25 protein-coding genes and 1 pseudogene are annotated in these 25,244 nt (G+C 72.4%); 14 read left to right on the top strand and 12 right to left on the bottom strand.

Annotated features, from left to right (window positions below):
• On the top strand, positions 1 to 460 hold a 460-nt coding region (locus IEZ00_RS36730), incomplete at its 5' end, for an ATP dependent DNA ligase (protein WP_444544476.1).
• 46 nt (positions 461 to 506) lie between these two features.
• Positions 507 to 1,946, top strand: a complete 1,440-nt coding sequence (locus IEZ00_RS17910; RefSeq protein WP_189224412.1) for a GuaB1 family IMP dehydrogenase-related protein — start codon at positions 507 to 509, stop codon at positions 1,944 to 1,946.
• 46 nt (positions 1,947 to 1,992) lie between these two features.
• On the opposite strand, the gene phoH2 is transcribed toward IEZ00_RS17910, so the two are convergent.
• Complete coding sequence (phoH2, locus tag IEZ00_RS17905) at positions 1,993 to 3,249, bottom strand: RNA 5'-3' helicase PhoH2 (RefSeq protein ID WP_244992795.1); 1,257 nt, start codon at positions 3,247 to 3,249, stop codon at positions 1,993 to 1,995.
• Positions 3,250 to 3,711: 462 nt separating this feature from the next.
• Positions 3,712 to 5,019, bottom strand: a complete 1,308-nt coding sequence (locus IEZ00_RS17900) for a DUF885 domain-containing protein (RefSeq protein WP_189224411.1) — start codon at positions 5,017 to 5,019, stop codon at positions 3,712 to 3,714.
• A gap of 184 nt (positions 5,020 to 5,203) precedes the next feature.
• Here IEZ00_RS17900 and IEZ00_RS17895 point away from each other — a divergent pair, with 184 nt between their 5' ends.
• Together IEZ00_RS17895 and IEZ00_RS17890 are read left to right on the top strand one after the other, a co-directional pair.
• Complete coding sequence (locus IEZ00_RS17895) at positions 5,204 to 5,527, top strand: hypothetical protein (protein ID WP_189224410.1); 324 nt, start codon at positions 5,204 to 5,206, stop codon at positions 5,525 to 5,527.
• Positions 5,528 to 5,826: 299 nt separating this feature from the next.
• Positions 5,827 to 6,189: a hypothetical protein gene (locus tag IEZ00_RS17890; protein WP_229795858.1), complete on the top strand. Its 363-nt coding sequence runs from the start codon at positions 5,827 to 5,829 to the stop codon at positions 6,187 to 6,189.
• A 236-nt stretch (positions 6,190 to 6,425) separates the two neighbouring features.
• On the opposite strand, the gene IEZ00_RS17885 is transcribed toward IEZ00_RS17890, so the two are convergent.
• The gene (locus tag IEZ00_RS17885) at positions 6,426 to 7,205 is read right to left on the bottom strand and encodes an isoprenyl transferase (RefSeq protein WP_189224409.1); all 780 of its coding nucleotides are present in this window, start codon (positions 7,203 to 7,205) and stop codon (positions 6,426 to 6,428) included.
• An 81-nt stretch (positions 7,206 to 7,286) separates the two neighbouring features.
• Between IEZ00_RS17885 and trhA the strand changes: the two genes are divergently transcribed.
• Together trhA and IEZ00_RS17875 are read left to right on the top strand one after the other, a co-directional pair.
• Positions 7,287 to 7,964, top strand: coding sequence for a PAQR family membrane homeostasis protein TrhA (gene trhA / locus IEZ00_RS17880; RefSeq protein ID WP_209623878.1), 678 nt, complete (start codon positions 7,287 to 7,289; stop codon positions 7,962 to 7,964).
• Positions 7,965 to 7,984: 20 nt separating this feature from the next.
• Positions 7,985 to 8,377, top strand: a complete 393-nt coding sequence (locus IEZ00_RS17875) for an NUDIX hydrolase (RefSeq protein ID WP_229795857.1) — start codon at positions 7,985 to 7,987, stop codon at positions 8,375 to 8,377.
• Between the two features lie 75 nt (positions 8,378 to 8,452).
• Here IEZ00_RS17875 and abmR read toward each other — a convergent pair whose 3' ends face one another.
• Positions 8,453 to 9,001: an ATP-binding transcription factor AbmR gene (abmR, locus tag IEZ00_RS17870; RefSeq protein ID WP_189224407.1), complete on the bottom strand. Its 549-nt coding sequence runs from the start codon at positions 8,999 to 9,001 to the stop codon at positions 8,453 to 8,455.
• 78 nt (positions 9,002 to 9,079) lie between these two features.
• Positions 9,080 to 11,050 (bottom strand): thioredoxin domain-containing protein, encoded by a 1,971-nt coding sequence (locus IEZ00_RS17865; RefSeq protein ID WP_189224406.1) that lies wholly within the window; start codon positions 11,048 to 11,050, stop codon positions 9,080 to 9,082.
• Between the two features lie 266 nt (positions 11,051 to 11,316).
• On the opposite strand from IEZ00_RS17865, the pseudogene IEZ00_RS17860 reads away from it, so the two are divergent.
• Positions 11,317 to 12,087, top strand: a pseudogene (locus tag IEZ00_RS17860) (metallophosphoesterase); the annotation flags it as partial.
• An 11-nt stretch (positions 12,088 to 12,098) separates the two neighbouring features.
• Here the strand turns inward: IEZ00_RS17860 and IEZ00_RS17855 are convergent.
• Positions 12,099 to 12,347: a hypothetical protein gene (locus tag IEZ00_RS17855; protein ID WP_372448510.1), complete on the bottom strand. Its 249-nt coding sequence runs from the start codon at positions 12,345 to 12,347 to the stop codon at positions 12,099 to 12,101.
• Positions 12,344 to 13,225: a mycothiol conjugate amidase Mca gene (mca, locus tag IEZ00_RS17850; RefSeq protein ID WP_189224404.1), complete on the bottom strand. Its 882-nt coding sequence runs from the start codon at positions 13,223 to 13,225 to the stop codon at positions 12,344 to 12,346. The genes IEZ00_RS17855 and mca overlap by 4 nt, the downstream gene beginning before the upstream one ends.
• Before the next feature lie 109 nt (positions 13,226 to 13,334).
• Between mca and IEZ00_RS17845 the strand changes: the two genes are divergently transcribed.
• Positions 13,335 to 13,754, top strand: coding sequence for a DUF4307 domain-containing protein (locus IEZ00_RS17845; protein ID WP_229795856.1), 420 nt, complete (start codon positions 13,335 to 13,337; stop codon positions 13,752 to 13,754).
• A gap of 183 nt (positions 13,755 to 13,937) precedes the next feature.
• On the top strand, positions 13,938 to 14,435 hold the full coding sequence (gene greA / locus IEZ00_RS17840) for a transcription elongation factor GreA (RefSeq protein WP_189224402.1): 498 nt from the start codon (positions 13,938 to 13,940) through the stop codon (positions 14,433 to 14,435).
• Between the two features lie 58 nt (positions 14,436 to 14,493).
• On the opposite strand, the gene IEZ00_RS17835 is transcribed toward greA, so the two are convergent.
• The gene (locus tag IEZ00_RS17835) at positions 14,494 to 14,988 is read right to left on the bottom strand and encodes an Lrp/AsnC family transcriptional regulator (RefSeq protein WP_189224401.1); all 495 of its coding nucleotides are present in this window, start codon (positions 14,986 to 14,988) and stop codon (positions 14,494 to 14,496) included.
• Positions 14,989 to 15,063: 75 nt separating this feature from the next.
• On the opposite strand from IEZ00_RS17835, the gene hppD reads away from it, so the two are divergent.
• The 3 genes from hppD to IEZ00_RS17820 all read left to right on the top strand — a co-directional run bounded on the left by hppD (position 15,064) and on the right by IEZ00_RS17820 (position 16,928).
• Complete coding sequence (hppD, locus tag IEZ00_RS17830) at positions 15,064 to 16,245, top strand: 4-hydroxyphenylpyruvate dioxygenase (protein WP_189224400.1); 1,182 nt, start codon at positions 15,064 to 15,066, stop codon at positions 16,243 to 16,245.
• 140 nt (positions 16,246 to 16,385) lie between these two features.
• Positions 16,386 to 16,622: a hypothetical protein gene (locus tag IEZ00_RS17825; RefSeq protein WP_189224399.1), complete on the top strand. Its 237-nt coding sequence runs from the start codon at positions 16,386 to 16,388 to the stop codon at positions 16,620 to 16,622.
• 33 nt (positions 16,623 to 16,655) lie between these two features.
• Complete coding sequence (locus IEZ00_RS17820; protein WP_189224398.1) at positions 16,656 to 16,928, top strand: DUF2277 domain-containing protein; 273 nt, start codon at positions 16,656 to 16,658, stop codon at positions 16,926 to 16,928.
• Between the two features lie 295 nt (positions 16,929 to 17,223).
• Here IEZ00_RS17820 and IEZ00_RS17815 read toward each other — a convergent pair whose 3' ends face one another.
• From IEZ00_RS17815 to IEZ00_RS17805, 3 genes are all read right to left on the bottom strand, one after another.
• Positions 17,224 to 18,375, bottom strand: a complete 1,152-nt coding sequence (locus IEZ00_RS17815) for a cystathionine gamma-synthase (RefSeq protein WP_189224397.1) — start codon at positions 18,373 to 18,375, stop codon at positions 17,224 to 17,226.
• Between the two features lie 83 nt (positions 18,376 to 18,458).
• Positions 18,459 to 19,631, bottom strand: coding sequence for an RDD family protein (locus IEZ00_RS17810; protein WP_229795855.1), 1,173 nt, complete (start codon positions 19,629 to 19,631; stop codon positions 18,459 to 18,461).
• A 118-nt stretch (positions 19,632 to 19,749) separates the two neighbouring features.
• Positions 19,750 to 21,120 (bottom strand): cystathionine beta-synthase, encoded by a 1,371-nt coding sequence (locus IEZ00_RS17805; RefSeq protein ID WP_189224396.1) that lies wholly within the window; start codon positions 21,118 to 21,120, stop codon positions 19,750 to 19,752.
• Between the two features lie 168 nt (positions 21,121 to 21,288).
• On the opposite strand from IEZ00_RS17805, the gene IEZ00_RS17800 reads away from it, so the two are divergent.
• The gene (locus IEZ00_RS17800) at positions 21,289 to 22,509 is read left to right on the top strand and encodes an acetyl-CoA C-acetyltransferase (protein WP_189224395.1); all 1,221 of its coding nucleotides are present in this window, start codon (positions 21,289 to 21,291) and stop codon (positions 22,507 to 22,509) included.
• A gap of 156 nt (positions 22,510 to 22,665) precedes the next feature.
• On the opposite strand, the gene IEZ00_RS17795 is transcribed toward IEZ00_RS17800, so the two are convergent.
• Positions 22,666 to 23,466 (bottom strand): Bax inhibitor-1/YccA family protein, encoded by an 801-nt coding sequence (locus tag IEZ00_RS17795; protein WP_189224394.1) that lies wholly within the window; start codon positions 23,464 to 23,466, stop codon positions 22,666 to 22,668.
• Between the two features lie 232 nt (positions 23,467 to 23,698).
• On the opposite strand from IEZ00_RS17795, the gene IEZ00_RS17790 reads away from it, so the two are divergent.
• Positions 23,699 to 25,105 (top strand): MSCRAMM family protein, encoded by a 1,407-nt coding sequence (locus IEZ00_RS17790; protein ID WP_189224393.1) that lies wholly within the window; start codon positions 23,699 to 23,701, stop codon positions 25,103 to 25,105.
• The last annotated feature ends 139 nt before the right edge of the window (positions 25,106 to 25,244 follow it).

The raw sequence follows: 25,244 nt of genomic DNA, 5'->3' as shown, positions 1-25,244 counted from the left end.
CAAGTCGTTGGAGTCGGTGTACGCGGCGGGCAGGCGGGGGCGGGCCTGGCAGAAGGTCAAGCCGGTGCACACGCTGGACCTGGTGGTGCTCGGCGTGGAGTGGGGCAGCGGCAGGCGCCGCGGCCTGCTGTCCAACCTGCACCTGGGCGCGCGCGACCCGGACGGCGGCCCGCCGGTGATGGTGGGCAAGACGTTCAAGGGGCTCACCGACGAGCTGCTGGCCTGGCAGACCCGCGAACTGGGGGCCATCGCGGTGCAGCGCCCGCCGTGGGGCGTGCTGGTGCGCCCCGAGGTGGTGGTGGAGATCGAGCTGGACGGCGTGCAGGTCAGCCCGCGCTACCCCGGCGGGGTGGCCCTGCGGTTCGCCAGGGTGGTGCGCTACCGGCCGGACAAGGACGCCGCCGAGGCCGACACGATCGACGCCGTGCGGGCGCTGCTGCCGGGCGCGCGGCGGAGTTGACCGGAACGGCGCGCATCGCCGTTCGCGCGGGTATCGTCAGGTTCTCGTGCGATTCATCGAAGGGCATCGGCCCAGCTACGACCTGACCTACGACGACGTGTTCCTGGTGCCCGGCCGCTCGGCCGTGGAGTCCCGGTTCGGCGTCGACCTGTCCACCGCGGACGGCACCGGGGCGACCATCCCGATCGTGGTGGCCAACATGACCGCGGTCGCGGGCCGCCGGATGGCCGAGACCGTGGCCCGCCGCGGCGGCCTGGTCGTCCTGCCGCAGGACGTGGCCCCGGACGCGGTGGCCGAGATCGTCTCCTGGGTCAAGGAGCGGCACCCGGTGTGGGACACGCCGCTGGTGCTGACCGCCGGCGACTCGGTGGCCGACGCGGTGAACCTGCTGCACAAGCGGGCGCACGGCGCGGTCGTCGTGGTCGACGAGGACGGCAGGCCGGCGGGCGTGGTCGACGAGGCCGCGTGCACCGGGGTCGACCGCTTCACCCGGCTCGGCGACGTGGCCGACGAGCGGTTCCTCGCGCTGCCCCTGGACACCGCGCCGCGCGAGGTGTTCGACCGGCTCAACGGCGGCACCCAGCGGGTGGCGCTGGGCGTGGACGGGCAGGGCCGCCTGCGGGGCGTGATGACCGCGCTGGGCGCGCTGCGCGCCGAGGTCTACGCGCCCGCGCTGGACGCCGAGGGCAGGCTGCGGGTGGCCGCGGCCATCGGCGTCAACGGCGACGTGGGCGCCAAGGCGGCCGCGCTGCTCAAGGCGGGCGTGGACGCGCTGGTGGTGGACACCGCGCACGGCCACCAGGAGAAGATGATCACCGCCCTGCGCGCGGTCCGCGCGGCGGGCCCGACGGTGCCGGTGGTGGCGGGCAACGTGGTCACCGCCGAGGGCGTGCGCGACCTGGTGGAGGCCGGGGCCGACGTGGTCAAGGTCGGCGTCGGGCCGGGCGCCATGTGCACCACGCGGATGATGACCGGTGTGGGCAGGCCGCAGTTCTCCGCGGTGGCCGAGTGCGCCGCCCAGGCGCGTGCGCTGGGCAAGCACGTGTGGGCCGACGGCGGCGTGCGGCACCCGCGCGACGTGGCGCTGGCGCTGGCGGCGGGCGCGTCCAGCGTGATGGTGGGCTCCTGGTTCGCGGGCACCTACGAGTCGCCCGGCGACCTGCAGCGCGACGAGGCGGGCAGGCTGTACAAGGAGTCCTTCGGCATGGCCTCCAAGCGCGCGGTGACCGCCCGCACCCGCACCGACAGCGCGTTCGACCGGGCCCGCAAGGGCCTGTTCGAGGAGGGCATCTCGTCCTCCCGGATGCGGCTGGACCCGACCCGGCCGGGTGTGGAGGACCTGCTGGACTCGATCACCGCGGGGGTGCGCTCGGCGTGCACCTACGCGGGCGCGAACACCCTGGAGGAGTTCCACGAGCGGGCCACGCTGGGCATCCAGTCCGCCGCGGGCTTCGCCGAGGGGCGGCCCCTGCCCTCGGGCTGGTGACGTGGCGGGTGGCCTCCCCCGGCGCGGGAGAGGCCACCCGGTCGGGTCAGGGGGCGTAGTCCTCCAGCATCTCGGTGACCAGCGCGGCGATCGGCGACCGCTCCGAGCGGCTCAGCGTGACGTGCGCGAACAGCGGGTGGCCCTTGAGCTTCTCGATGACCGCCGCCACGCCGTCGTGCCTGCCGACCCGCAGGTTGTCGCGCTGCGCCACGTCGTGCGTGAGCACCACCCGCGACCCGGAGCCGAGCCGGGACAGCACGGTGAGCAGGACGTTGCGCTCCAACGACTGCGCCTCGTCCACGATGACGAACGAGTCGTGCAGCGACCGGCCGCGGATGTGGGTCAGCGGCAGGACCTCCAGCATCCCGCGGTCCATGACCTCCTCGACCACGTCCTGGCTGACCAGGGCGCCCAGGGTGTCGAACACCGCCTGCGCCCATGGCTGCATCTTCTCGCTCTCGGAGCCGGGCAGGTAGCCCAGGTCCTGCCCGCCGACCGCGTACAGCGGCCGGAACACCACGACCTTGCGGTGCTGCCTGCGCTCCATCACCGCTTCCAGGCCCGCGCACAGCGCCAGCGCCGACTTGCCGGTGCCCGCCCGTCCGCCCAGCGAGACGATGCCGACCTCGGTGTCCAGCAGCAGGTCCAGCGCCACGCGCTGCTCGGCGGAGCGGCCGTGCAGCCCGAACGCCTCGCGGTCGCCGCGCACCAGCCGGACCCGCTTGTCCGGCGTGACCCGGCCCAGCGCGCTGGCGGTGCCCGCGAGCAGCCGCAGGCCGCTGTGGCAGGGCAGCTCCGCCACGTGGGCCAGGTCGAACGCGGTCGGGTCGACGGTGCCCTCGCGGTACAGGGCGTCGACCACGGACTGGTCCACGTCCACGTCCGACATCCCCGTGTAGCCCGACAGCGTGACGTCGAGGGCGCGGTACTCCTCGGCCGCCAGGCCCACCGCGCCCGCCTTGACGCGCAGCGGCATGTCCTTGGTGATCAGGGTGACCGCGGCCCCCTCGGCGGCCAGGTTGAGGGCGCAGGCCAGGATTCGGGCGTCGTTGGAGTCCGTGCGGAAACCCGCGGGCAGCACCTCCGGATCGGAGTGGTTGAGCTCGACGCGCAGGGTGCCGCCGTCCTCGCCGATCGGCACCGGTGCGTCCAGGCGGCCGTGCTCCAGCCGCAGGTCGTCGAGCAGGCGCAGCGCCTCCCTGGCGAACCAGCCCAGCTCCGGGTGGTGGCGCTTGCCCTCCAGCTCGCTGATCACCACGAGCGGGAGGACCACCTCGTGCTCGCCGAACCGGGCCGTGGCCATCGGGTCGGACAGCAGCACCGAGGTGTCCACCACGTAGGTGTGGGTGGTGGGCGCGCCGCGGCGCCGGGACGTGCTGCGCGATGAGCCTGAGGAACGGCTCGCGGGTCGTCGTGCGTTCACGGCAACTCCTTCACGAACGCGGCACCCGCGTCCGCTCCTCGCTGGGCCAGGCACCACCCCGATCGGTCGGACCACCCGTTTCAGGTGCTCCGACCACGAGGGCCGGGTGCCGGCCCCCTCGCGCTCACCACAGCCACGATCAGGGCCTCCCTGCGCGGTCCGCAGTGGACGCGGCCCGCCAGTTCGGAAGTTACCTCCGCGACTACCTCTTCTGCAGGCAGCCACACAGGTGATTCGCCAACTCGTCATCCGCGGGCAAAATCACCGAAAGATGCCCACAACGGGTGCTTGCGCGCCGCCCGCGATCGTCACCTGGCCGAAACGAACGCTCGTCCGCCCAGCTCAGCGGGGGTGCGGCCGGATGCCGTCCGGGTGATCACCGGCTGTGGTCGGTCCGCCGGGCAGCTCACGCGCCAAGTCCTCCTGCAACGTCCGGGGGACCAGCGGTTCATCCAGCAGGCGCAAGTAGCGGTCGCTGAGCGTCCCGCCCCCAGTCCCACTGCCAGTCCCACCGCCGGTCCCACTGCCCGGCTCCCGGTCCAGCCACGCGCGCACCAGCCGCGCGCCCTCGACGTAGGTGGTGGTGTAGGCGCGCCACAGCGGGTCGGCCAGGAAGCGCACCATCCGCCGGGCCCGCTCCTCGGGCACCAGCAGCCAGCGGCGCAGGAACGCCACCACGTCGTCGGGGTGGGCGCGCCGGTCGTGCAGCATCAGCGCGGCGTCCTGCCGCACGGTCAGCAGGCCCGCCACCGCGTCGTCCACCCGCTCGGCCAGCTCGCCGTCCAGGCGCAGGCCCCGCGCCCCCAGCACCTCCTCGGTCCAGCGGCCCCAGCCGGGGCCCACCGCGGCGTGCAGGCCCAACTCGGCCAGCCCCTCGGCGAGCAGGCACTGCGGGGTGTTGATCAGGAAGATCGACTGCTCGGCGTGGCCGCGCGCGGCGACCAGGCCCGCCTCCTTGCGGCAGTGCTCGGTGTGGTGGCCGGGGTAGGACTCGTGGGCGACCAGGTGCGGCAGGGTGGACATCCGGTGGCCCGCGTCGGCGTTGACCGCCACCAGCGAGCGGAAGCCGCCCAGGTAGCGGTTGAAGCCGCTCCACGGCTGGTCGGCGACCACCCGGTAGCGCACCTCCTCCTCGGCGGGCAGCCCGCAGCGCCCCCGCACCCGCTCGCGCAGGGCGTCGGACAGGGCGTGCACGCACTCCGCCAGCCTGCGCGGCGGCACCTGGTCGTGCTCCCGGTGATCGGCCAGCCTGCGCCGGAGCGGGCCGTCGCCGGGCAGCAGGTCCTCCAGGGCGGCGTGGGCGCGGCGGTAGTCGTCCGGCTCGCCGGGGCGGATGTCGACCTGGAAGTAGGCGCGCACCTCCGCCACGAACGGCACGCGCACGCCCGCGAGCTTGCGCGCGGTGCACTCCAGCGCGGTCAGGTGGGCGTCGAGGAAGCGCTCGCGGACGCCGGGCAGGCCCGCGCCCGCCAGCTCGCGGCGCAGCAGGCCCGCCCGGTCGGCCAGCGCGGCGGGGTGCCACCTCGGCTCGTCGTCCACCCGCGCGCGCAGCGACCGGTCCCCGGTGAACGCGTCGACCAGGCCGGGCGAGAGCCGGTCCAGGCGCAGCCCGAGCAGCTGGTACTCCCGCACCACCTCGTCGGCGTCCACGGGCCCGAGGGTACGGCGAACGGGCGAGTATCACCGGTACAGGGGAAACAAGCGCGAAAGCCTCACACCATCGGGTATTCAGTGGGGCGCGCGGTATCCGTTCCCCGGTATGTTCCTGATCGTAAAGCCCATAAGTACATCCGGGTGTTCCGACCGGGATTTTTCGCCTCAAGGAGAGAATCACGTGCTGAAGAAGGCAGCTGCGGTCACCGCTATCGCCGCCGGTTTCCTGATGGTCGGCTCCCCGGCCTTCGCGACCGCGGGCGAGGAGCACGGCGTCCCCGGCATCGAGTGGCTGAACTACGAGGACAACGAGACCACCGAGGCCAACCAGACCGGCCTGCTCAACCTCAACGACTCCGAGGTCCTGAGCGACATCTACGCCTGTGGTCTGGAGGTCATCCCGGTCATCCCGATCATCGCGGAGAACGACACGGTGACCTGCTACAGCCAGGACGAGAACGAGACCGCCATCGTCGGCAACGAGACCGACATCGACAGCGACTGAGAGCCCACGCGGGGGCAGGCCGGACGGCCGGTCCCCCGTGCCGGTGCCGGGTGGCGGTGGGAACTCCGGCCCACCGCCACCCTCCTGCGTCCCCGCGGACGTCAGGCGGGGAGTTGACTCGGGTCGCCGTCGATTGCGGCATTTACCAGAACCGTTGGCGGCACAAGCGGGAACACACCACGAAGTCACACGATCGGGTATTGAAATCGCACACCGCGGATCATCCCGATAGGTTCCGAACGCGGAAGCCCAGCAGTGCCACACGGGCCCCGACCCCTGAAATCCACAACCAAGGAGAAATGCACGTGCTGAAGAAGGTAGCTACGGTGGCCGCCATCGCCGCCGGCTTCATGATGGCCGGTTCTCCCGCTTTCGCGACCAGCGGTGAGCCGCACTACTACGGCTACGGCTACGGCGACGTCCCCGGCGTCGAGTGGCTGAACTACGAGGACAACGAGTCCAACACCGCCGACCAGGTCGGTCTGATCAACCTCAACGACTCCGAGCTGCTGAGCGACGTGTACCTCTGCGGCCTCGAGGTGCTCCCGATCGTGCCGATCCTGTCCGAGAGCGACACGATCACCTGCTACAGCGAGGACGAGAACGAGACCGCGATCGTCGGCAACGAGACCGACATCGACACCGAGACCGCGGCGGAGTAGGACGGGGCGTCCAGCCCGTCCGGTTCGAAGCGAGTGCACCGCGAGGGCGGTGGCGGATCCCGATCCGCCACCGCCCTCCGGCGTTCCAGCCCCGAGTCGAGCGCCCGGACACCGCGAACCGAGCGTTCGCGCACCCCGAACTGAGCGTTCACCCACCACGAGCCGAGCGTTCCGGGAGGCCGGGTAGTAGCTACCGGCCCCCTGCTGGACGTCGGGTAGTACTTGCCGACGCGGGGTCAGGAGCCGAAGCGGCGGTGCCGGGCCGCGTAGTCGCGCAGGGCGCGCAGGAAGTCGGTGCGGCGGAACTCCGGCCAGTACGCCTCGCAGAACCAGAACTCCGAGTGCGCGGACTGCCACAGCATGAACCCGGACAGCCGCTGCTCGCCGGAGGTGCGGATGAGCAGGTCGGGGTCGGGCTGGCCGGAGGTGTAGAGGTGCTCGGCGATGTGGTCCACGTCCAGGACCTCGGCCAGCTCCTCGATCGTGCCGCCGGACTCGGCGTGCTCCAGCAGCAGCTTGCGCACCGCGTCCGCGATCTCCTGGCGACCGCCGTAGCCGACCGCGACGTTGACCTCCAGGCCCGTCCGGTCGCGGGTGCGCAGCGAGGCCGCGGACAGCCGCGCGGCGGTCTCGGTGGGCAGCAGGTCCAGCGCGCCCACGTGCCGCACCCGCCACGGCTTGTCCGGCTCGGCCAGCTCGTCGACGATGTCGGCGATGATGTCGAGCAGCGGGTTGAGCTCCTCGGCGGGCCGGTTGAGGTTGTCGGTGGACAGCAGCCACAGCGTGACCACCTCGACCTCGGCCTCCCGGCACCAGGTCAGCAGCTCCAGGATCTTGCGCGCCCCGGCCCGGTGGCCGTGCGCGACGTCGGTGAAGCCGGCCTCCTTGGCCCAGCGGCGGTTGCCGTCGAGGACGACCCCGACGTGGCGCGGTCGCTGCTTGCCGTCCAGCCACCGGGTGAGGCGGTACTCGTACCCTTTGAGAAGGACGCTCTTGACGCGCTCGCGAAGACCCACGCTGAAAGAGCGTACGCCGGGTGGTGTCGCTCACGCCGTGGTGTGCTGCCCGCCAACTTACGCTCCCGTAACCTCAGGCAGGTGAGCACGTCGACGCACTCCAACACCCCCGCACCGGCGCTGCGTCCTCGTTTGCGCGGCTGGCTGCACCTGTGGTCCTTCGTCGTGTCGGTGGCGACCGGCGCGACCCTCATCGCCCTCGCGGCCGCGACGGTCTCCGCCAAGGCCGCGCTGGCCACCTCCGTGTACGGCGCGACCGTGCTGGGCCTGTTCGGCGTCAGCGCGCTGTACCACCGGGTGAACTGGCAGAGCGTCCGGGCGCGGACGTGGATGAAGCGCCTGGACCACTCGATGATCTTCGTGTTCATCGCGGGCACGTACACGCCGTTCGCCCTGCTGGCCATGCCCCCGTCGACCGGCAACACGGTGCTGGCCGTGGTGTGGATCGGCGCGCTGTGCGGCGTGACCCTGAAGCTGGCCTGGCCGCACGCGCCCAGGTGGCTCGGGGTGCCCATCTACATCGCCCTGGGCTGGGTGGCCGTCTTCGTGCTGCCCGACCTGCTGCACAACGCGGGCGTGGCGGCCCTGGTGCTGCTCGTGGTGGGCGGCCTGCTCTACACGGTGGGCGCGGTCTTCTACGCGACCCGCTGGCCCAACCCGTGGCCGCGGGTGTTCGGCTACCACGAGTTCTTCCACGCCGCGACGGTGCTCGCGGCGCTGTGCCACTACATCGCGATCTGGTTCGCCATCTACTCCTGACGGTCGCGGGAGGCGTGGGGATGATCGACAAGGTGGCGTGGGTGCGGGTGGAGGACGGCCGGGTGCTGGGGGCGCGGTCGCGGGGCAAGGACGTGTACTACCTGCCCGGCGGCAAGCGCGAGCCCGGCGAGACGGACCTGCAGGCGCTGGTCCGGGAGGTCGAGGAGGAGCTGGCCGTGGTCATCGTCCCCGGCACCGCGCGCCACCTGGGCACCTTCCAGGCGCAGGCGCACGGCAGGCCGAAGGGCGTGGTGGTGCGGATGACCTGCTACACCGCCGACTACCGCGGCACCCCGACCGCGAGCAACGAGGTCGAGGAGGTGGCCTGGCTGACCTACGCCGACCGCGACCGCGTCTCCCCGGCCAACCGGGCCGTCCTCGACCACCTCCACACCACCGGCCTCCTCCCCTGAGCGCAGGCAAGTACTACCCGACGCCCGCCCGCGGGCCGGTAACCACTACCCGACCTCCCGGAACTCGCGGTGAGCTCAGCTCAGGTCGGGGCCCTGGGCGCGCAGGTCGTCGACCTTGGCCATGGCCTCGCGCAGCTCGGTCAGCCAGGTGTCGGCGTGCTCGCCGACCAGCCGGACCGCCCAGGCCAGCGCGTCGGACCGGGACCGCGCCACGCCCGCGGCGACCAGGGTGTCCAGCACCTTGCGCTCGGGCTGCTTGAGCCTGGTCATCACGGGCACGGACAGGGTGGTGAACAGCTCCCGCGTGCCGCCCAGCCGCGCGCCCCACGCGACCTTGCGCCGGTAGCGGTGCTCGGCCTGGCGGGCGATCTCGATCCGCTCGTCCCTGGTCTGCTCGCGGAACCGGCTGATCCGCCCCGACTCGGCCGCCGCGCGGGCCGCGTCGTCGTCGAACTCGCCCTCCAGCGGTGGCAGCTCGCCGACCACGAGGATCTCCTCGCGGTCGACCACCACCTCCGGGGCCCCGGTGAACCAGCCGTCGGGCAGCCTGCCCGCGAACCACGCCGCCGCGTCGGTGGCGGGCGGCAGGTCGCCCTGCTGCCAGCCTCCCCAGCTTCGCCGCATCGTCCCCACCTCGCTGGATTACATGATTACGACGCTTCCGAAGTTACGCGCGCAACACAGCGGGGCAAGAGGGGTTCGCTAGCGGTGGACAGCCAGTGCCTCGGTCAGCTCGGCGACCGAGGTGACCGGGCGGTCGCACACGAAGCCGCGGCAGACGTAGGCGGCGGGCGCGCCGTCGACCAGCGGCCGGTCGGCCAGCAGCGGCGTCGAGTCCGGCTCACCGGCCACGACCACGCCGCCGCCGTGGACGCCGCGCCAGGCGGCGGAGACCAGCTCCGGGGACGCGCCCGCCACGGCCACCTGCACCGGGCCGAGCGCCAGCGCCTCGGCGACGCTGAGCCAGTTGCCCGCGAACCTGGGCTCGCGGGCGGCCAGCAGACCGGCGCGGTCGACCGCCGCCTCGGCCGCCGCCCGGTAGGCCGCCGCGTTGGGCGCCCCCAGGGCGGACGCGGTGACCAGCGCCGAGGCCAGTGCCGACGCGCCGGACGGGGTGGCGTTGTCCGAGGGGTCGGAGGGGCGCTGCACCAGGGCCTCGGCGTCGTCGGCGGTGTCGTAGTAGGTGCCGGGTTCGGCGCCCGCGAACCGGGTCAGCGCGGTGTCCAGCAGGTCGCAGGCGGTCAGCAGCCACCGGGTGTCGGCGGTGACCTGCTGCAGGGCCAGCAGCCCCTCGGCCAGGCAGCCGTAGTCCTCCAGCACGCCCGCCGCGGTGCCCGCCACGCCGTTGCGGGAGGTGCGCAGCAGCCTGCCACCGACCAGGTGCACGTCGAGCAGCAGCGTCGCGGCGCGCTCGGCGGCGGCGATCCAGGACGGCACGCCGAACACCGCGCCCGCCTCCGCCAGCGCGGCGACGGCCAGGCCGTTCCACGAGGTCACGACCTTGTCGTCGCGCGCGGGCTGCGGCCTGGCCTCGCGGGCGGCGAGCAGTTGCCGCTGCCAGGCGGGGTTGGACTCGCCCAGCAGCCGCAACGTGGACGTGCCGTGCTCGAACGTGCCCTCCTCCGTCACGCCGTAGCGGGCGGCGGCCGCCGGGCCGTCGGCGCCCAGCACCTCGTCGAGCTGCGCCGGGGTCCACACGTAGGTGGCGCCCTCGACGCCCCCGGTGTCGGCGTCGAGGGACGCGGCGAAGCCGCCCTCCTCCGTCAGCAGGCAGCGCAGCAGGAAGCCGGCGGTGTCCCGGACCACCTCGCGGTAGCGGGGGTTGTCGTCACGGCGGCTGAGGTGGGTGTACACGCGCAGCAGCAGGGCGTTGTCGTAGAGCATCTTCTCGAAGTGCGGCACCACCCACGCCGCGTCCACGCTGTAGCGGGCGAACCCGCCGCCCAGCTGGTCGTACAGGCCGCCGGACGCCATCGCGTCGCACGTCACCCTCGCCATGGAGAACGCCTGCACCGAACCGGTGCGCTCGTGGTGGCGCAGCAGGAACTCCAGCACCATCGACGGCGGGAACTTGGGCGCGCCGCCGAACCCGCCGTTGGCGCGGTCGTAGTGGCCCAGCAGGGACACCACCGCGCCCGCCAGCACGTCCTCGTCCACTGTGGACGACGGCAGCGGCTTGACCGCCAGCTGCTCCACGATGCTCGCCGCCGCCTGGCGCACCTGGTCGCCCTGCTCCCGCCAGGCGTGCTCGATCGCCTCCAGCACCTGGCGGAACGACGGCATCCCGCGCACCGGCACGGGCGGGTAGTACGTGCCCGCGTAGAACGGCTCGCCGTCGGGGGTGAGGAAGCAGGTCATCGGCCAGCCGCCCTGGCCGCTCAGCGCCTGCGTCACCGCCATGTAGACCGCGTCCACGTCGGGCCGCTCCTCGCGGTCCACCTTCACGTTGACGAAGTGCTCGTTCATGTACCGCGCGGTGTCCTCGTCCTCGAACGACTCGTGCGCCATCACGTGGCACCAGTGGCACGCCGCGTAGCCCACCGACAGCAGCACCGGCACGCCCCGCTCGCGGGCCTCGGCGAACGCCTCGGGCGACCACGGGTGCCAGTCGACCGGGTTGTCCGCGTGCTGGAGCAGGTACGGGCTGGTCGAGGACGCGAGCCGGTTCGTCATGCCCCCACGGTAATTGGGCGGCGTCCCGGCTACCGGTCGGCGAGACTGGCCGGGTGGAGGTCGTCATCCCGGACGGGTCGCTGGTCCTGCTGGTCGACGTCGCGCTGCCCGGCGCGGTGCCGGGCGACCGGCTGGACGAGGTCGCCCGGCGGCTCGCGGACCGCGAGGTCGTCCTGGTCGAGGGCGGCGCCCCGGAGGCGCTGCTGCGCCTGGCCAAGGAGGCGGGCGCGCGGCCGGTGGCGGTCAGCGCCCACCGCAAGCCGCGCGGCTTCCGCCGGGTCCACCTGACCGGCGGGGAGCCGGTGGAGCTGGTGGTCGAGCCGCTGCCCAACGACCTGCGCCGCGAGACCGGCCCGTTCGACGTGATCGGCGACGTGCACGGCTGCGCCGCCGAGCTGGCGCGACTGCTGCGCGAGCTGGGCTACCGCGACGGCGCGCACCCCGAGGGCCGCAAGGCGGTGTTCGTCGGCGACCTGGTCGACCGGGGACCGGACACGCCCGGCGTGCTGCGGCTGGTGATGGACATGGTGCGGGCCGGTCGGGCGCTGTGCGTGCGCGGCAACCACGAGGAGAAGTTCGTGCGCGCCTTGCGGGGGCGCGACGTGCGGGTCACGCACGGCTTGGAGCTCTCGCTCGCCCAAATGGCCCGCGAGACGCCCGAGTTCCGCGCCGAGGTGGTCGAGTTCTGCGACTCGCTGGTCCCGCACTACCGGCTCGACGGCGGCAGGCTGGTGGTCGCGCACGCCGGGCTGCCCGAGCGCTTCCACGGCCGGGAGTCCTCCCGCGCCCGCAGCACCGCCCTGTACGGCGTGGGCACCGGCGAGCGCGACGAGCGCGGCTTCCCCGTCCGGCTGCCATGGGCCGACGACTACCGGGGCGACGCGATGGTCCTCTATGGACACACCGTGGTCGAGGAACCGCGGTGGGTCAACGGAACCCTGTGCCTGGACACCGGCTGCGTGTTCGGCGGCCGTCTCACGGCGCTGCGCTACCCGGAGCGCGAGATCGTGTCCGTGCCCGCGCTCCGGGTCTGGTACAGCCGCGGCGGCTAGTCCTTCTTCTTCGCCGACTCCGCCTTCTCCTCCGCCGCGGGCGGGTCGAAGGAGGCGGGGAGCTTCTTCAGGTGCTTGCTCATCGAGCGGACCAGGAAGAACACCGCGATGAAGAACAGCACCAGGAGCAACAGCCCCAGCGGGGAGGACTTGCCGAAGTCCTCCTGCTGCCCGCCGGGGTCGTTGGAGGTCGAGGGCTGCACGAGCACCAGCGCCGTGGTCTGGTCCCAGGGGACCGGGTTCACGCTGTCACCTTTTCCCTAACTCCCGCGAACAGGTCGTCCTCGGGGACGGTGCTGTCGACCAGCGAGCGCGCCAGCTCGTACTCCTCGGTGGGCCACAGCTCGCGCTGCAGCTCCAGCGGCACGGCGAACCAGCGGCTGGTCGGGTCGATCTGGGTGGCGTGGGCCTTGAGGGCCTCGTCGCGCTGCGGGAAGTAGTCCGCGCACTCCACGCGCGTGGTCACCCGCTCCATCACGTCCGGCCGGTCCGCGCCCCAGCCCGCCAGCCACTCCGCGTACGGCGACTCCTGCCCCATGGCCAGCAGCGCCTCGTGGAAGGCCAGCAGCTTGGCGCGGGAGAAGCCGTGCGAGTAGTACAGCTTGAGCGGCTGCCACGGCTCGCCCGCCTCCGGGTAGCGGTCCGGGTCGCCCGCGGCGTCGAACGCGGCCACCGAGACCTCGTGGCAGCGGATGTGGTCGGGGTGCGGGTAGCCGCCGTTCTCGTCGTAGGTGACGACCACGTGCGGGCGGAACTCGCGCATCAGCGCCACCAGCGGCGGCACCGACTCCTCCAGCGGGACCAGCGCGAAGCAGCCCTCGGGCAGCGGCGGCAGCGGGTCGCCCTCGGGCAGGCCCGAGTCCACGAAGCCCAGCCAGCGGTGCTGGATGCCGAGGATCTCGGCCGCGCGCGCCATCTCCTCGCGGCGGATCGCGGCCATGTTCTCCAAAACGTCGGGTCGGTCCATGGCGGGGTTGAGGATGCTGCCCGCCTCACCGCCGGTGCACGTCACGACCATCACCTCGTGGCCCTCGGCCACGTAGCGCGCCATGGTGGCCGCACCCTTGCTCGACTCGTCGTCGGGGTGCGCGTGCACCGCCATCAGTCGCAGCTTCTCAACCATGACGGTGGTAGTCCTCCTTGGCCCTGCCGAACGGAGCCCCCTCGGCCCCTGCGACACTCAACGCGGTGGTCGCGGCACATTGTTCCCCACGGGTAGGAGGCGCGAGCAGGTGGCAGGACGCGCGCTGCCCGAGGGCAGGTACGGCAAGACGAGCAGGCCGATGCCGAAGTGGGCCCGGTGGTCACTGCCCGTGATCGCCGTGCTGCTGGGCGCCGTGGTGGCCTGGGTCGGCTACCGCAACCTCGGCGCCAAGCCGGTGGAGGCGAAGCAGACCGCTTTCCAGGTGCTGGACGCGGGCTCGGTGGAGATCACCCTGGAAGTCGTCCGGGACACCCCCGACCGTGCGGTGGTGTGCGTCGTTCGTGCACGCTCCGATGATGGCGACGAGGCGGGCAGACGCGAGGTGCTGGTGCCTCCGGGGCCGGGCACCACGTTCGCCAGGACCGTCCTCAAGACGTCGAAACCCCCCGTGACCGGAGAGGTCTTCGGCTGCTCCTACCAGGTCCCGGCCTACCTGTCCACGAGGTAGCGGCCAAGCGGGTGATCTGCGGCTTTGTTGCCGCCTCGGGGAACGAAACACCGTCGCCGAACGTTGTCGGCATGTTACTCTTGCCTTTCAGCACGGCCCCGGCGCGGGCCGTGTTTTTCCGTTCCGGACGTTCGCGTCCGGGAACTGCCAGCCCACACCACGGGCCTGGAGCAAGACGAGGAGTTGGTAACCGTGAGCGACACTGAGGTGACCTGGCTGACCCAGGAGGCCTACGACCGGCTCAAGACCGAGCTGGACGAGATGATCGAGAACCGCCCGGTCATCGCCGCGGAGATCAACGCTCGCCGGGAGGAGGGCGACCTCCGGGAGAACGGCGGCTACCACGCGGCGCGCGAGGAGCAGGGCAAGCAGGAGGCCCGCATCCGCCAGCTGCAGGAGCTGCTCCGCGTGGCCAAGGTCGGCGAGGCCCCCACCGTCAACGGCGTGGCCGCGCCGGGGATGGTGCTCACGGTGCGTTACGAGGGCGATGACGAGACCGAGGAGTTCCTGCTCGCCACCCGCGAGGAGGGCGCGCACGGCGCGCTGGAGGTGTACTCCCCCTCGTCCCCGCTGGGCAAGGCCCTGCTGGGCGCCAAGGAGGGCGAGACCCGCGAGTACGAGCTGCCCAGCGGCAGCACGATGAAGGTCACGCTGATCAAGGCGGTGCCCTACTCGGGCTGAGGTCCGTGCCAGAGGGGCGGCCACCACGCGGGGTGGCCGCCCCTCTGGCGTGTCGCGGTCAGGTGATGCGCTCCAGCAGCGGGCGCACCCGCGGCGGCACCGGCGTGGACAGCGCGATCGAGCTGGACAGCCGCCGCACGCCCGGCACGTCCACGATCTCGTCGATCACCCGCTGCAGGTCGGCGTTGGACCGGGCGACCACCCGCGCGAACAGGTCCCCCTGGCCGGTGGTGGCGTGCACCTCGCACACCTCGCCGATGGCGGCCAGCCCGTCCACCACCTCCCGCCGCCTGCCCTGCGCGATCTCCAGCACGGCGAACGCGGTCAGCCCGTAGCCCATCGCGGCCAGGTCCACCGCGGGCGGGAAGCCGGTGAGCACACCCCTGGCGGTCAGCCGGTCCAGCCGCGCCTGCACCGTGCCGCGCGCCACGCCCAACCTGCGCGAGCACTCCAGCACCCCCAACCGGGGCTCGTCGGTGAGCAGCAGCAACAGCCGCGCGTCGAGCCGGTCCACCGACTGGTCAAAGTGCTCAACTTGTCCGTCCTGAGCCATGAACCACTGTACAAACTGACCAGCCGAACAACAGGCTGTTGCCCACCCTGTTCACCGGCTCACATCCTGTGACCCATGACGCAGCAGCTTGACGACGTGAGCTACGACCAGCTCCGCCAACTCGTGGGCCTGGTCGACTACGACGGGACGCGGGACCCGTTCCCCGTCCGCTCCATGGACGCCGTGGTCTTCGTGGTCGGCAACGCGACCCAGACCGCGTGGTTCTACCAAGTCGCCTTCGGGATGCAGCTCGTCGCCTACGCCGGACCGGAGACCGGGCAGCGGGACCACAAGTCCTTCGTGCTCAAGTCCGGCTCGGCCCGGTTCGTCATCAACGGCGGCGTCGCGCCCGACAGCCCCCTGCTCGACCACCACCGCAGGCACGGCGACGGCGTCGTCGACCTGGCGCTGGAGGTGGACGACGTGGACAAGTGCGTCGCGCACGCCCGCGCCCAGGGCGCCACCGTGCTGGAGGAGCCGCACGACGTCACCGACGAGCACGGCACCGTCCGGCGCGCGGCGATCGCGACCTACGGCGAGACCCGCCACAGCCTGGTCGACCGGTCCCGCTACCACGGCCCCTACCTGCCCGGCTACGTGGCCAAGCAGAGCGCGGTGGTGCGCCCGGAGGGCTCGCCCAAGCGCCTGTTCCAGGCCGTCGACCACTGCGTCGGCAACGTCGAGCTGGGCAAGATGGACTACTGGGTCGAGTGGTACAACCGCGTCATGGGCTTCGTGAACATGGCGGAGTTCATCGGCGACGACATCGCCACCGACTACTCGGCGCTGATGAGCAAGGTGGTGTCCAACGGCAACCACCGCGTCAAGTTCCCGCTCAACGAGCCCGCCATCGCCAAGCGCAAGTCCCAGATCGACGAGTACCTCGAGTTCTACGAGGGCGCGGGCGTGCAGCACATCGCGCTGGCCACCAACGACATCGTGGCCACCGTCGAGCACATGCGCGCGGCGGGCATCGAGTTCCTGGACACCCCGGACTCCTACTACGACGACCCGGAGCTGCGGGCGCGCATCGGCGAGGTGCGGGTGCCGATCGAGGTGCTCAAGCAGCACCGCATCCTGGTCGACCGGGACGAGGACGGCTACCTGCTGCAGATCTTCACCGCGCCGATCGGCGACCGGCCCACGGTGTTCTACGAGCTGATCGAGCGGCACGGGTCGCTCGGCTTCGGCAAGGGCAACTTCAAGGCCCTGTTCGAGGCCATCGAGCGGGAGCAGGAGCGTCGCGGGAACCTGTGATCTTCAGCTTCGCGAGGGGCGGGTCCAGCGGGCCCGCCCCTTTTTGCTGTCGGTCGGTCCGGGGCGCGGCGCGGGACCTCCACGGACGGGTACGCTCGGCTTGGGGATTCCCCTCACACCGCGTTCACCTGGGAGGTGGCATGGCGCTCGCGGGACGGGTCACCGCGCTGCTCCCGCTCGCCGGAGCGGTCGCCACGGCCGTGGCGCTGACCGGCGCGGCCTTCTTCACCGTGGCCCACGCGGGCTGCGAGGACAGCGGTCGGTTCGTGCAGCGCGAGGACGGCGCGGTCGAGTTCGTCGGCGGCTGCCTCGACGGCCGCGACCTGCCCACCGCGCCCGAGCCGGTGGACAACGCGCGGTACGACGTCAAACCCTGAGCTCCGCCCGCCGTTTCGCGCGATAGTGGTCGCATGTGTCGGAACATCCGGGTGCTGCACAACTTCGAACCGCCCGCGACCGAGGACGAGGTCCACGCGGCGGCGGTGCAGTACGTGCGCAAGGTCAGCGGCACCACCCACCCCTCGGCGGCCAACGCGGAGGCGTTCGAGGCGGCCGTGGCGGCGGTCGCCGAGGCCACCAGGGTCCTGCTGGACAGCCTGGTGACCAAGGCCCCGCCGCGCGACCGCGAGGTCGAAGCCGCGAAGGCGAAAGCCCGCGCCGCCGACCGCTACCGCCCCCGCTGACCCACCCCCGCGAGTCGAACCTCCAGACACCCTGAACTCAACATTCGCGCACCCCGACCGACACTTTCGCGCCGGTCGGGGTGTAGTTACCGGCCCTCCCGGCGGCCTCGGGTGGTACTTGCCGACGCACCAGGGCGGGCGCGCGCGAAGCACGCGCAGCGGACCGCCCGCGACCCGCCATCCTCGGCGACCTGCCGCGCGGCGAGCGCACCCCCACCACACCCCAACGACGAACTCAGGGGTCCTGAGCGTTCGACTCGCGGTACCTGAGCGTTCGACTCGCGGGACGGAGGGGTCAGGACAGGGCGGAGAGGAGGTCGGCGACCAGGTCGTCGGCGGACTCCAGGCCCACGGAGATGCGGATCAGCGCGGCCGGGACCTCCAGCAGCGTCCCCGCCACGCTGGCGTGGGTCATCCGACCGGGGTGCTCGATCAGCGACTCCACCCCGCCCAGCGACTCGGCCAGGGTGAACAGCCGGGTGCGCGAGCACACCTCCAGCGCGGCCTCCTCGCCGCCCTCGACCACGAACGAGATCATGCCGCCGAACCGGCGCATCTGCTTGGCCGCGACCTCGTGGCCGGGGTGCTCGGGCAGGCCGGGGTAGAGCACCGACGCCACCCTCGGGTGCCGCGTCAGCGCCTCGGCGACCCGCTCGGCGTTGTCCGAGTGCTTCTCCATGCGCACTTCGAGGGTCTTCAGGCTGCGCAGGGTCAGCCACGCGTCGAACGCGCTGGGCACCCCGCCCGAGCCGTTCTGCAGGAAGCCGAACTGGGCGTCCAGCTCGTCGTCGGAGGTGATCAGCGCGCCGCCGACCAGGTCGGAGTGGCCGCCGATGTACTTGGTGGTCGAGTGCATGACCACGTCCGCGCCCAGCTCCAGCGGGTTCTGCAGGTAGGGCGAGGCGAAAGTGTTGTCCACCACCAGCCGCGCGCCCGCCGAGCGCGCGACCTGGGACAGCGCCGCGATGTCGGCGATGTTGAGCAGCGGGTTCGTGGGCGTCTCGACCCAGATCACCTTGGTGTTCGGGCGCACCGCGGCGCGCACCGCGTCCACGTCGGACAGCGCGACCGGGGTGTGCTCGACGCCCCACGGCCGCAGCACCTTGTCGATGAGCCGGAACGAGCCGCCGTAGGCGTCGTTGGGGATGATCAGGTGGTCGCCGGGGCGCAGCAGCGCGCGCAGCGCGGTGTCGGTGGCGGCCATGCCCGAGGCGAACGCGCGGCCGTGCCTGCCGCCTTCCAGCGCGGCCAGGCACTCCTCCAGCGCCCGCCGCGTGGGGTTGCCGGTGCGCGAGTACTCGAACCCCTGGCGCAGCCCGCCCACGCCGTCCTGCGCGTAGGTGGAGGTGGCGTAGATGGGCGGGATGACCGCGCCGGTGGTGGGGTCGGGTTCCTGCCCGGCGTGGATCGCCCTCGTTGCGAAGCCCTGGTGGCCGCTGTCCGTCATGCTCCCCAGGCTACGGGGGCGTGAAAAGCGGCCGCCCGCCAGCCGATCGGCTGACGGGCGGTGGGTGCTCCGGGGGAGAGAAGTCACCACTGCTGGGGCGGCTGCTGCTGGCCGTACCCCGGCTGCTGCTGGCCGTACGGGTTGGCCTGGGGCTGGCCGTACGGGTTGGACTGCGGCTGCTGGCCGTAGCCGTAGGGCTGCTGCTGCGGCGGGTACTGCTGCGGCTGGCCGCCCGCGCCGGGGTGGCCACCGGGGTGTCCGCCGGGCACGCCCTCGGGGGCGTTCACCACGACCGTGCCCATGATGCTGTCCGCCCAGGTGCGCTTCCTGGCGTCCCACAGCGGCGCGAAGAAGCCCACGTAGCAGGGCAGGATGTCCACGAAGTGGCACAGCTGGCGGACGAAGGCGTTGCCGAAGCCGATCGGCTGACCGGTCTCCTCGCTGACCAGCTTGATCTTGGCGACCCGCTTGCCCAGCGTCTGGCCGGTGCTGCCCTGGAGGTAGCAGGCGTTGTAGAGCGCCCAGCCGAACGAGAGCAGGCCGCTGAGGGCGTAGAAGATCATCAGCAGCGACAGGTCGGCCATCGCGATGCCGATGCCGATGAGCAGGCCCATGACCACGGCGGGCGTGCCGTAGTCGACCAGCGCGCCGAGGGCGCGGGTGCCCCACTCGGCGTAGCCGCCTGCGGGCGCGGGGTGGGCCTGCTGGCCGTAGCCGGGCGGCGGGGCACCCCACTGCTGCTGCGGCGGCTGGCCGTAGCCGGGCTGCGGCGCACCCCACTGCTGCTGCTGACCGTACTGCGGCGGCTGGCCGTAAGGGGCGGGCTGCTGGCCGTACTGCTGCGGCGGCTGCTGCCCGTACTGGCCGGGCGGCGGCGGGAAGCCGGGCTGTGCCTGCGGCTGGGCCGGGAACCCGCCCGAAGCGGCCTGCTGCTGAGCCTGCTGGGCCTGCTGCTGTGCCTGCTGCTGGGCCTGCTGGGCCGCTCCGGACGACACCACCTGGGTGGCGTCGGAGTTCGCCGCGGGCTGCCCCCCGGTGGCGGGACCGGCGGAGGCCCCAGAAGCCCCGGAAGCCCCGGTGGAGCCGCTGGACACGACCTGAGTGGCGTCGGAAGACGGGAAGACCGGGGCCTGCCCACCCGCGTGACCGCCGCCGGGCACGACCTGGGTCGCGTCCGGGTTGGCTGGCTGCTGCCCCGGCTCCTGCTGCGGTTGACCGCCGAACTGCTGGTTACCTGGCGGCTGCGGAGCGTTCATCGCAGTTTCCAACCCCCTTGGCGTGCGCCGTTGGTGTGACGAGATCGGTGGCTCACGCTAGCGGATGGTGACGGGGGCGGAACCGGCAACCGCCCCCGGTGCCCCGGCGGGCAGCCGATCAGCGCCCCGCCAGGAACCCCAGGATGTCCTGCCGGGTGACCACGCCCGCGGGCTTGCCGTCGTCGAGCACCAGCGCGCCGTCGGCGGAGGACAGCGCCTGCATCGCCGCGCCGACCGGCTCGCCCGCGCCGATGGTGGGCAGCTTGGGCGACATGTGCTTGTCCAGCCGGTCGGTCAGCTGCGCCTTGCCGGTGAACAGCGCGTCCAGCAGGTCCCGCTCGTTGACCGCGCCCGCGACCTCGGCGGCCATCACCGGCGGCTCGGCGTTGACCACGGGCATCTGGGACACGCCGTACTCGCGCATGATCGCCACCGCCTCGGCGACGGTCTCGCTGGGGTGGCCGTGCACCAGGTCGGGCATCCGGCCGCCCTTGCGGCGCAGCACGTCGCCGACCGTGGCCCCGGAGGTGTCCGGCGACAGGAAGCCGTAGGAGGCCATCCACTTGTCGTTGAACACGCTGGACAGGTAGCCGCGCCCGCCGTCGGGCAGCAGCACGACGATCACGTCGTCGGGGCCGCAGTCGCGGGCCACCCGCAGCGCCGCGGCCACGGCCATGCCGCAGGAGCCGCCGACCAGCAGGCCCTCCTCGCGGGCGAGCCTGCGGGTGATCTCGAAGGAGTCCGCGTCGGACACCGCGACGATGTCGTCGCAGACGGTCCGGTCGTAGGCGTCCGGCCAGAAGTCCTCGCCCACGCCCTCGACCAGGTAGGGCCTGCCCGTGCCGCCGGAGTAGACCGAGCCCTCCGGGTCCGCGCCGATGACCTTCACCCGGCCGCCGGAGACCTCCTTGAGGTAGCGGCCGGTGCCGGAGATGGTGCCGCCGGTGCCGACGCCCGCGACGAAGTGGGTGATCCGGCCCTCGGTCTGCCGCCACACCTCCGGGCCGGTGCCGTGGTAGTGGCTGGCCGGGTTCTCCGGGTTGGCGTACTGGTTGGGCTTCCACGCGCCGGGGATCTCGGCGACCAGGCGGTCGGAGACGTTGTAGTAGGAGTCGGGGTGCTCCGGCGGGACCGCCGTCGGGCACACCACGACCTCGGCGCCGTAGGCCTTGAGCACGTTGCGCTTGTCCACGCTGACCTTGTCCGGGCAGACGAACACGCACTTGTAGCCCTTGCGCTGGGCCACCAGCGCCAGGCCGACCCCGGTGTTGCCGGAGGTGGGCTCGACGATGGTGCCGCCCGGCTTGAGCTCGCCGGAGCGCTCGGCCGCCTCGACCATGCGCAGGGCGATCCGGTCCTTCACGCTGCCGCCGGGGTTGAGGTACTCGACCTTCGCGAGGATCAGCGGCGACAGCCCTTCGGCGAGCGCGTTGAGCTTCACCAGCGGTGTGTTGCCCACCAGGTCGACAACGCTCTCGACGTACTCCACGGGAGTTGCCCGCCCTTCCACAGCTGCCGGATGACCCGACGAGCGTATCTCGCGCCCCCTGCCGCCGCCGCCAGGAGGACCAGCGGCGTGGGTCACCAACCGCGGTCGACCTGAACCAGCGTTAACTAGGCTGCGCACACACGCCGCGGCGAAACAAAGGAGTTCCGTATGCCTGAGGCCGTGATCGTCTCCGCCGCCCGGTCCCCCATCGGCCGCGCGGGCAAGGGCTCGCTCAAGGACGTGCGCGCCGACGACCTGACCGTCCAGGTGCTCAAGGCCGCGCTGGCCAAGGTCCCCCAGCTCGACCCCGCCGACATCGACGACCTGATGCTCGGCTGCGGCCTGCCCGGCGGCGAGCAGGGCTTCAACATGGCGCGCGTGGTCGCCGTGCTGGCGGGCTACGACACCCTGCCGGGCACCACGGTGACCCGGTACTGCGCGTCGTCGCTGCAGACCACGCGGATGGCGCTGCACGCGATCAAGGCGGGCGAGGGCGACGTGTTCATCAGCGCGGGCGTGGAGACGGTCTCCAGCTTCGCCCGCGGCAGCTCCGACAGCTGGCCGGACACGCACAACCCGCTGTTCGCCGACGCCGAGGCGCGCACCGCGGCCACCGCCGCCGCCGGGGCGTCGTCGTGGGAGGACCCCCGCCAGTCCGGGCAGCTGCCCGACATCTACATCGCCATGGGGCAGACCGCGGAGAACCTGGCGCTGGCCAAGGGCGTGACGCGGGAGGAGATGGACCAGTTCGGCGTGCGCTCGCAGAACCTGGCCGAGAAGGCCATCGCGGACGGGTTCTGGGCGCGCGAGATCACGCCCGTGACGCTGCCGGACGGGACCGTGGTCTCGGCCGACGACGGTCCGCGCGCCGGGGTGACCTACGAGGGCGTCTCCGCGCTCAAGCCGGTGTTCCGGCCGGACGGGCGGGTCACCGCGGGCAACTGCTGCCCGCTCAATGACGGCGCGGCGGCGCTGGTGATCATGAGCGACGTGAAGGCGCGCGAGCTGGGCATCACGCCGCTGGCCCGGATCGTGTCCACCGGCGTGTCCGGCCTGTCGCCGGAGATCATGGGCCTCGGCCCGGTGGAGGCGTCCAAGCGGGCGCTGGCGCTGGCGGGCATGTCGATCGGGGACATCGACCTGGTGGAGATCAACGAGGCGTTCGCCGCCCAGGTGATCCCGTCCTACCGGGACCTGGGCATCGACCTGGACAAGCTCAACGTCAACGGCGGCGCGATCGCGGTGGGTCACCCGTTCGGCATGACCGGCGCGCGGATCACCACGACGCTGATCAACTCGCTGCAGTTCCACGACAAGCAGTTCGGCCTGGAGACCATGTGCGTCGGCGGCGGGCAGGGCATGGCCATGGTGCTGGAGCGGCTGAGCTGACCCGGTGCCCCCGCCCCAGGGCCGCCGGGTAGTAGCGAGCGGCCCTCCGGCGGGGGTCGGGTAGTACTTGCAGGCGCATGAGGAAGGGCGCCCGCCTCCCGGCGGGCGCCCTTCGTCGTGGAGCTGGGTCGTGCGGCTGGGTCGTGACGCGGAGTGCTAGTCGCGCTGCAGGTAGGACAGCAGGCGCAGGATCTCCAGGTACAGCCAGACCAGGGTGGTCATCAGGCCGAACGCGGCCCACCACGCCCACTTCGCCGGGACGCCGCTGCGGATCATCTCGTTCGCGGCCTCGAAGTCCAGCAGGAAGTTGAAGGCCGCGATACCGATCACCACGAGGCTGAACACGATCGCCAGGGCACCGCCGTCGCGCAGGCCCATGTTCACGCCGAACAGGCCCAGCAGCAGGTTGCCCAGCATCAGCACGGCCGCGCCCACGGTCGCGCCGATGATCCACTTGGTCAGCCGGGGGGTGACCCGGATCGCACCGGTCTTGTAGACCACGAGCATCGCGCCGAACACGCCGAACGTGCCGAGGATGGCCTGCCAGGCGATGCCGGGGAAGATCGCCTCGAACACGCCGGTGATGCCGCCGAGGAACACGCCCTCCGCCGCCGCGTAGGTCAGCACCAGCGGCGCGCTGGGGGTGCGCTTGAAGATGATGACCAGCGACACGACCAGGCCGACCAGCATGCCCGGCAGCATCAGCGCCATCGGCGCGACCTGGCCGGTGAGCACCAGCCACGCCGAGACGAAGCCGGTGACCAGGGTCAGTGCCAGCGTGGTCGCGGTCTTGGTGACCACGTCGTCGATGGTGATCGGGCGCTCGCCGGTGGTCGGCGGAGCACCCTGGTAGCCGCCGTACTGCTGCGCCTGGTACGGCTGGCCGAAGCCTGCGTAGTTCCCGTAACCGCCGCCGGTCGGCAGGTTGCGGAACGCGGGGTTGCTGGTGGTACGCACCTCGTCCTCCTGTGGCGTCTGACGCCGTCACGGGGTTCAACGACCACACGAGTCGATCGGTTCCCGTCGGGTAAAAGCGACTTTACCCGGACGGAACGATCTCGAACCCACCGCGACGCGCTGCGGAGCGTAATCGTGATCCCACTCCCTCGGAGGCTTGTCCGCCACCCGGATCAGCCGGAAGGCTCACGGCGGCAGTTCGCCCCCCTTGACCTAGGGAGTTCAGGCCGACATGGGCTGGAGACGACTGGCAGGTGCGGCGCTGGCCGCCGGTGTGACCTTGCTCGCGGTGCCCGGCACGTCGCACGCCGAGGTGCAGCGCGGCATCGGCCACGAGCACGAGGCCCAGCCCTACCGGGGCAACCCGGCGGGGCCGGACTGGTCCGGCTCCTACATGTGGCGCGGCAAGCAGGTGTGGTGCGTCGCCTACTCCCTCAAGGCCCCCGACAGCGGGGTGGAGTACAAGGAGGGCGACGAGCTGCTGACCAAGGGCGGGGACAGCCTCAGCCCGGAGATCGCGGCGAACATCTCCTACCTCCTGCTGCGCTACTCGACCACCCGTTCGGCGGATGAGGCGTCCGCGCTGTCGCACCTGCTGCACAGCTGGACCGCCTACCCGCACAAGGACATCACCACCGACCCCAACGCCGACTTCCGGCACATCGCCTACGACGAGAAGTTCCACTTCGACCGGCTGCCGCAGAGCGCCCGCGACGCCATCGCGCGGCTCAAGGCCGACGCCGAGGCCAACCGGGGCCCGTGGGCCGCCCAGGTCATCGCGCCGGAGGCGGAGCAGGTCATCGGCTCGCCGGACACCTGGACCGTGGCCATCGCCAAGCAGGGCGGCGGCGGGGTCGGCGGCGTGCCGGTGACCGTGGAGCTGACCGACGCGACGCTGGAGGGCGGCGCCGCCACCGCGGAGCTGACCACCCCCACCGACGGCAAGCCGCTGACGGTCAAGGTGGTGCCGACCGGCGCGAAGCCCTCGTTCAGCGTGAAGCTGGACAGCCCGGCCGACCGGCCCGTCGTGCACGTCCCGGCGGACACCGACATGCAGCGCATCGTCACCACCGGCGGCGAGAAGAAGCTGACCGCGAACGCCTCCACCACGGCCAAGACCGCGCCGGGCGCGGTGAAGGTGGCCAAGACCGACGCCGAGACCGGCAAGGCGCTGGCGGGCGCGGCGCTGCGGGTCACCGCGGCGGACGGCTCGACGCCCGCGATCGGGCAGGACGACGCGCCGCTGGTCGGCCCGGAGGGCACCCCGGTGGTCGTGCAGACCGGCGCGGACGGCACCGCCACCGTGCCCGACCTGCGCACCCCGCAGGACATCTGCCTGATCGAGGTGGCCGCGCCCAAGGGCTACGAGGAGTTCTACGACCCGAACTCGCCGCCCAAGGTGTGCGGCAAGGTCGAGGCCGGGCAGACGCTGGCGCTGGCGCTGACCAACAAGCCGAACAAGCCCGTGGTGCCGATCACCATCCCGGCGGGCGCGGAGGGCGCGGGCGTGGTCGCCAAGGCGGCCTACACCACCGAGCCGAACACCGGCGCGCTGGTCGGCTTCGGCGGCGCGGTCCTGGTGGACGCGGCCCTGCTGGGCTTCGTGGTGCGCCGCCGCCTGGCAGCGGCCCGCTCGTAGAGTCCTCCCCGTGAAGGCACTGCTGACCGGCGCGGCGGTGGCGGGCGTGCTCGCCGCCGCCGCGCTGGTCGTCGCCCCGCCCGAGGGCCTGGTCCGGCCGGTCGTGCTGGCGGGCCGCGCCGAACCGGCCGAGCCCGCC

The sequence above is a fragment of the Saccharothrix coeruleofusca genome (assembly GCF_014648515.1).
GTDB lineage: Bacteria > Actinomycetota > Actinomycetes > Mycobacteriales > Pseudonocardiaceae > Actinosynnema > Actinosynnema coeruleofuscum.
Note: the sequence above shows the minus strand (reverse complement) of the source record. Positions and strands in the feature narration are given on the sequence as shown.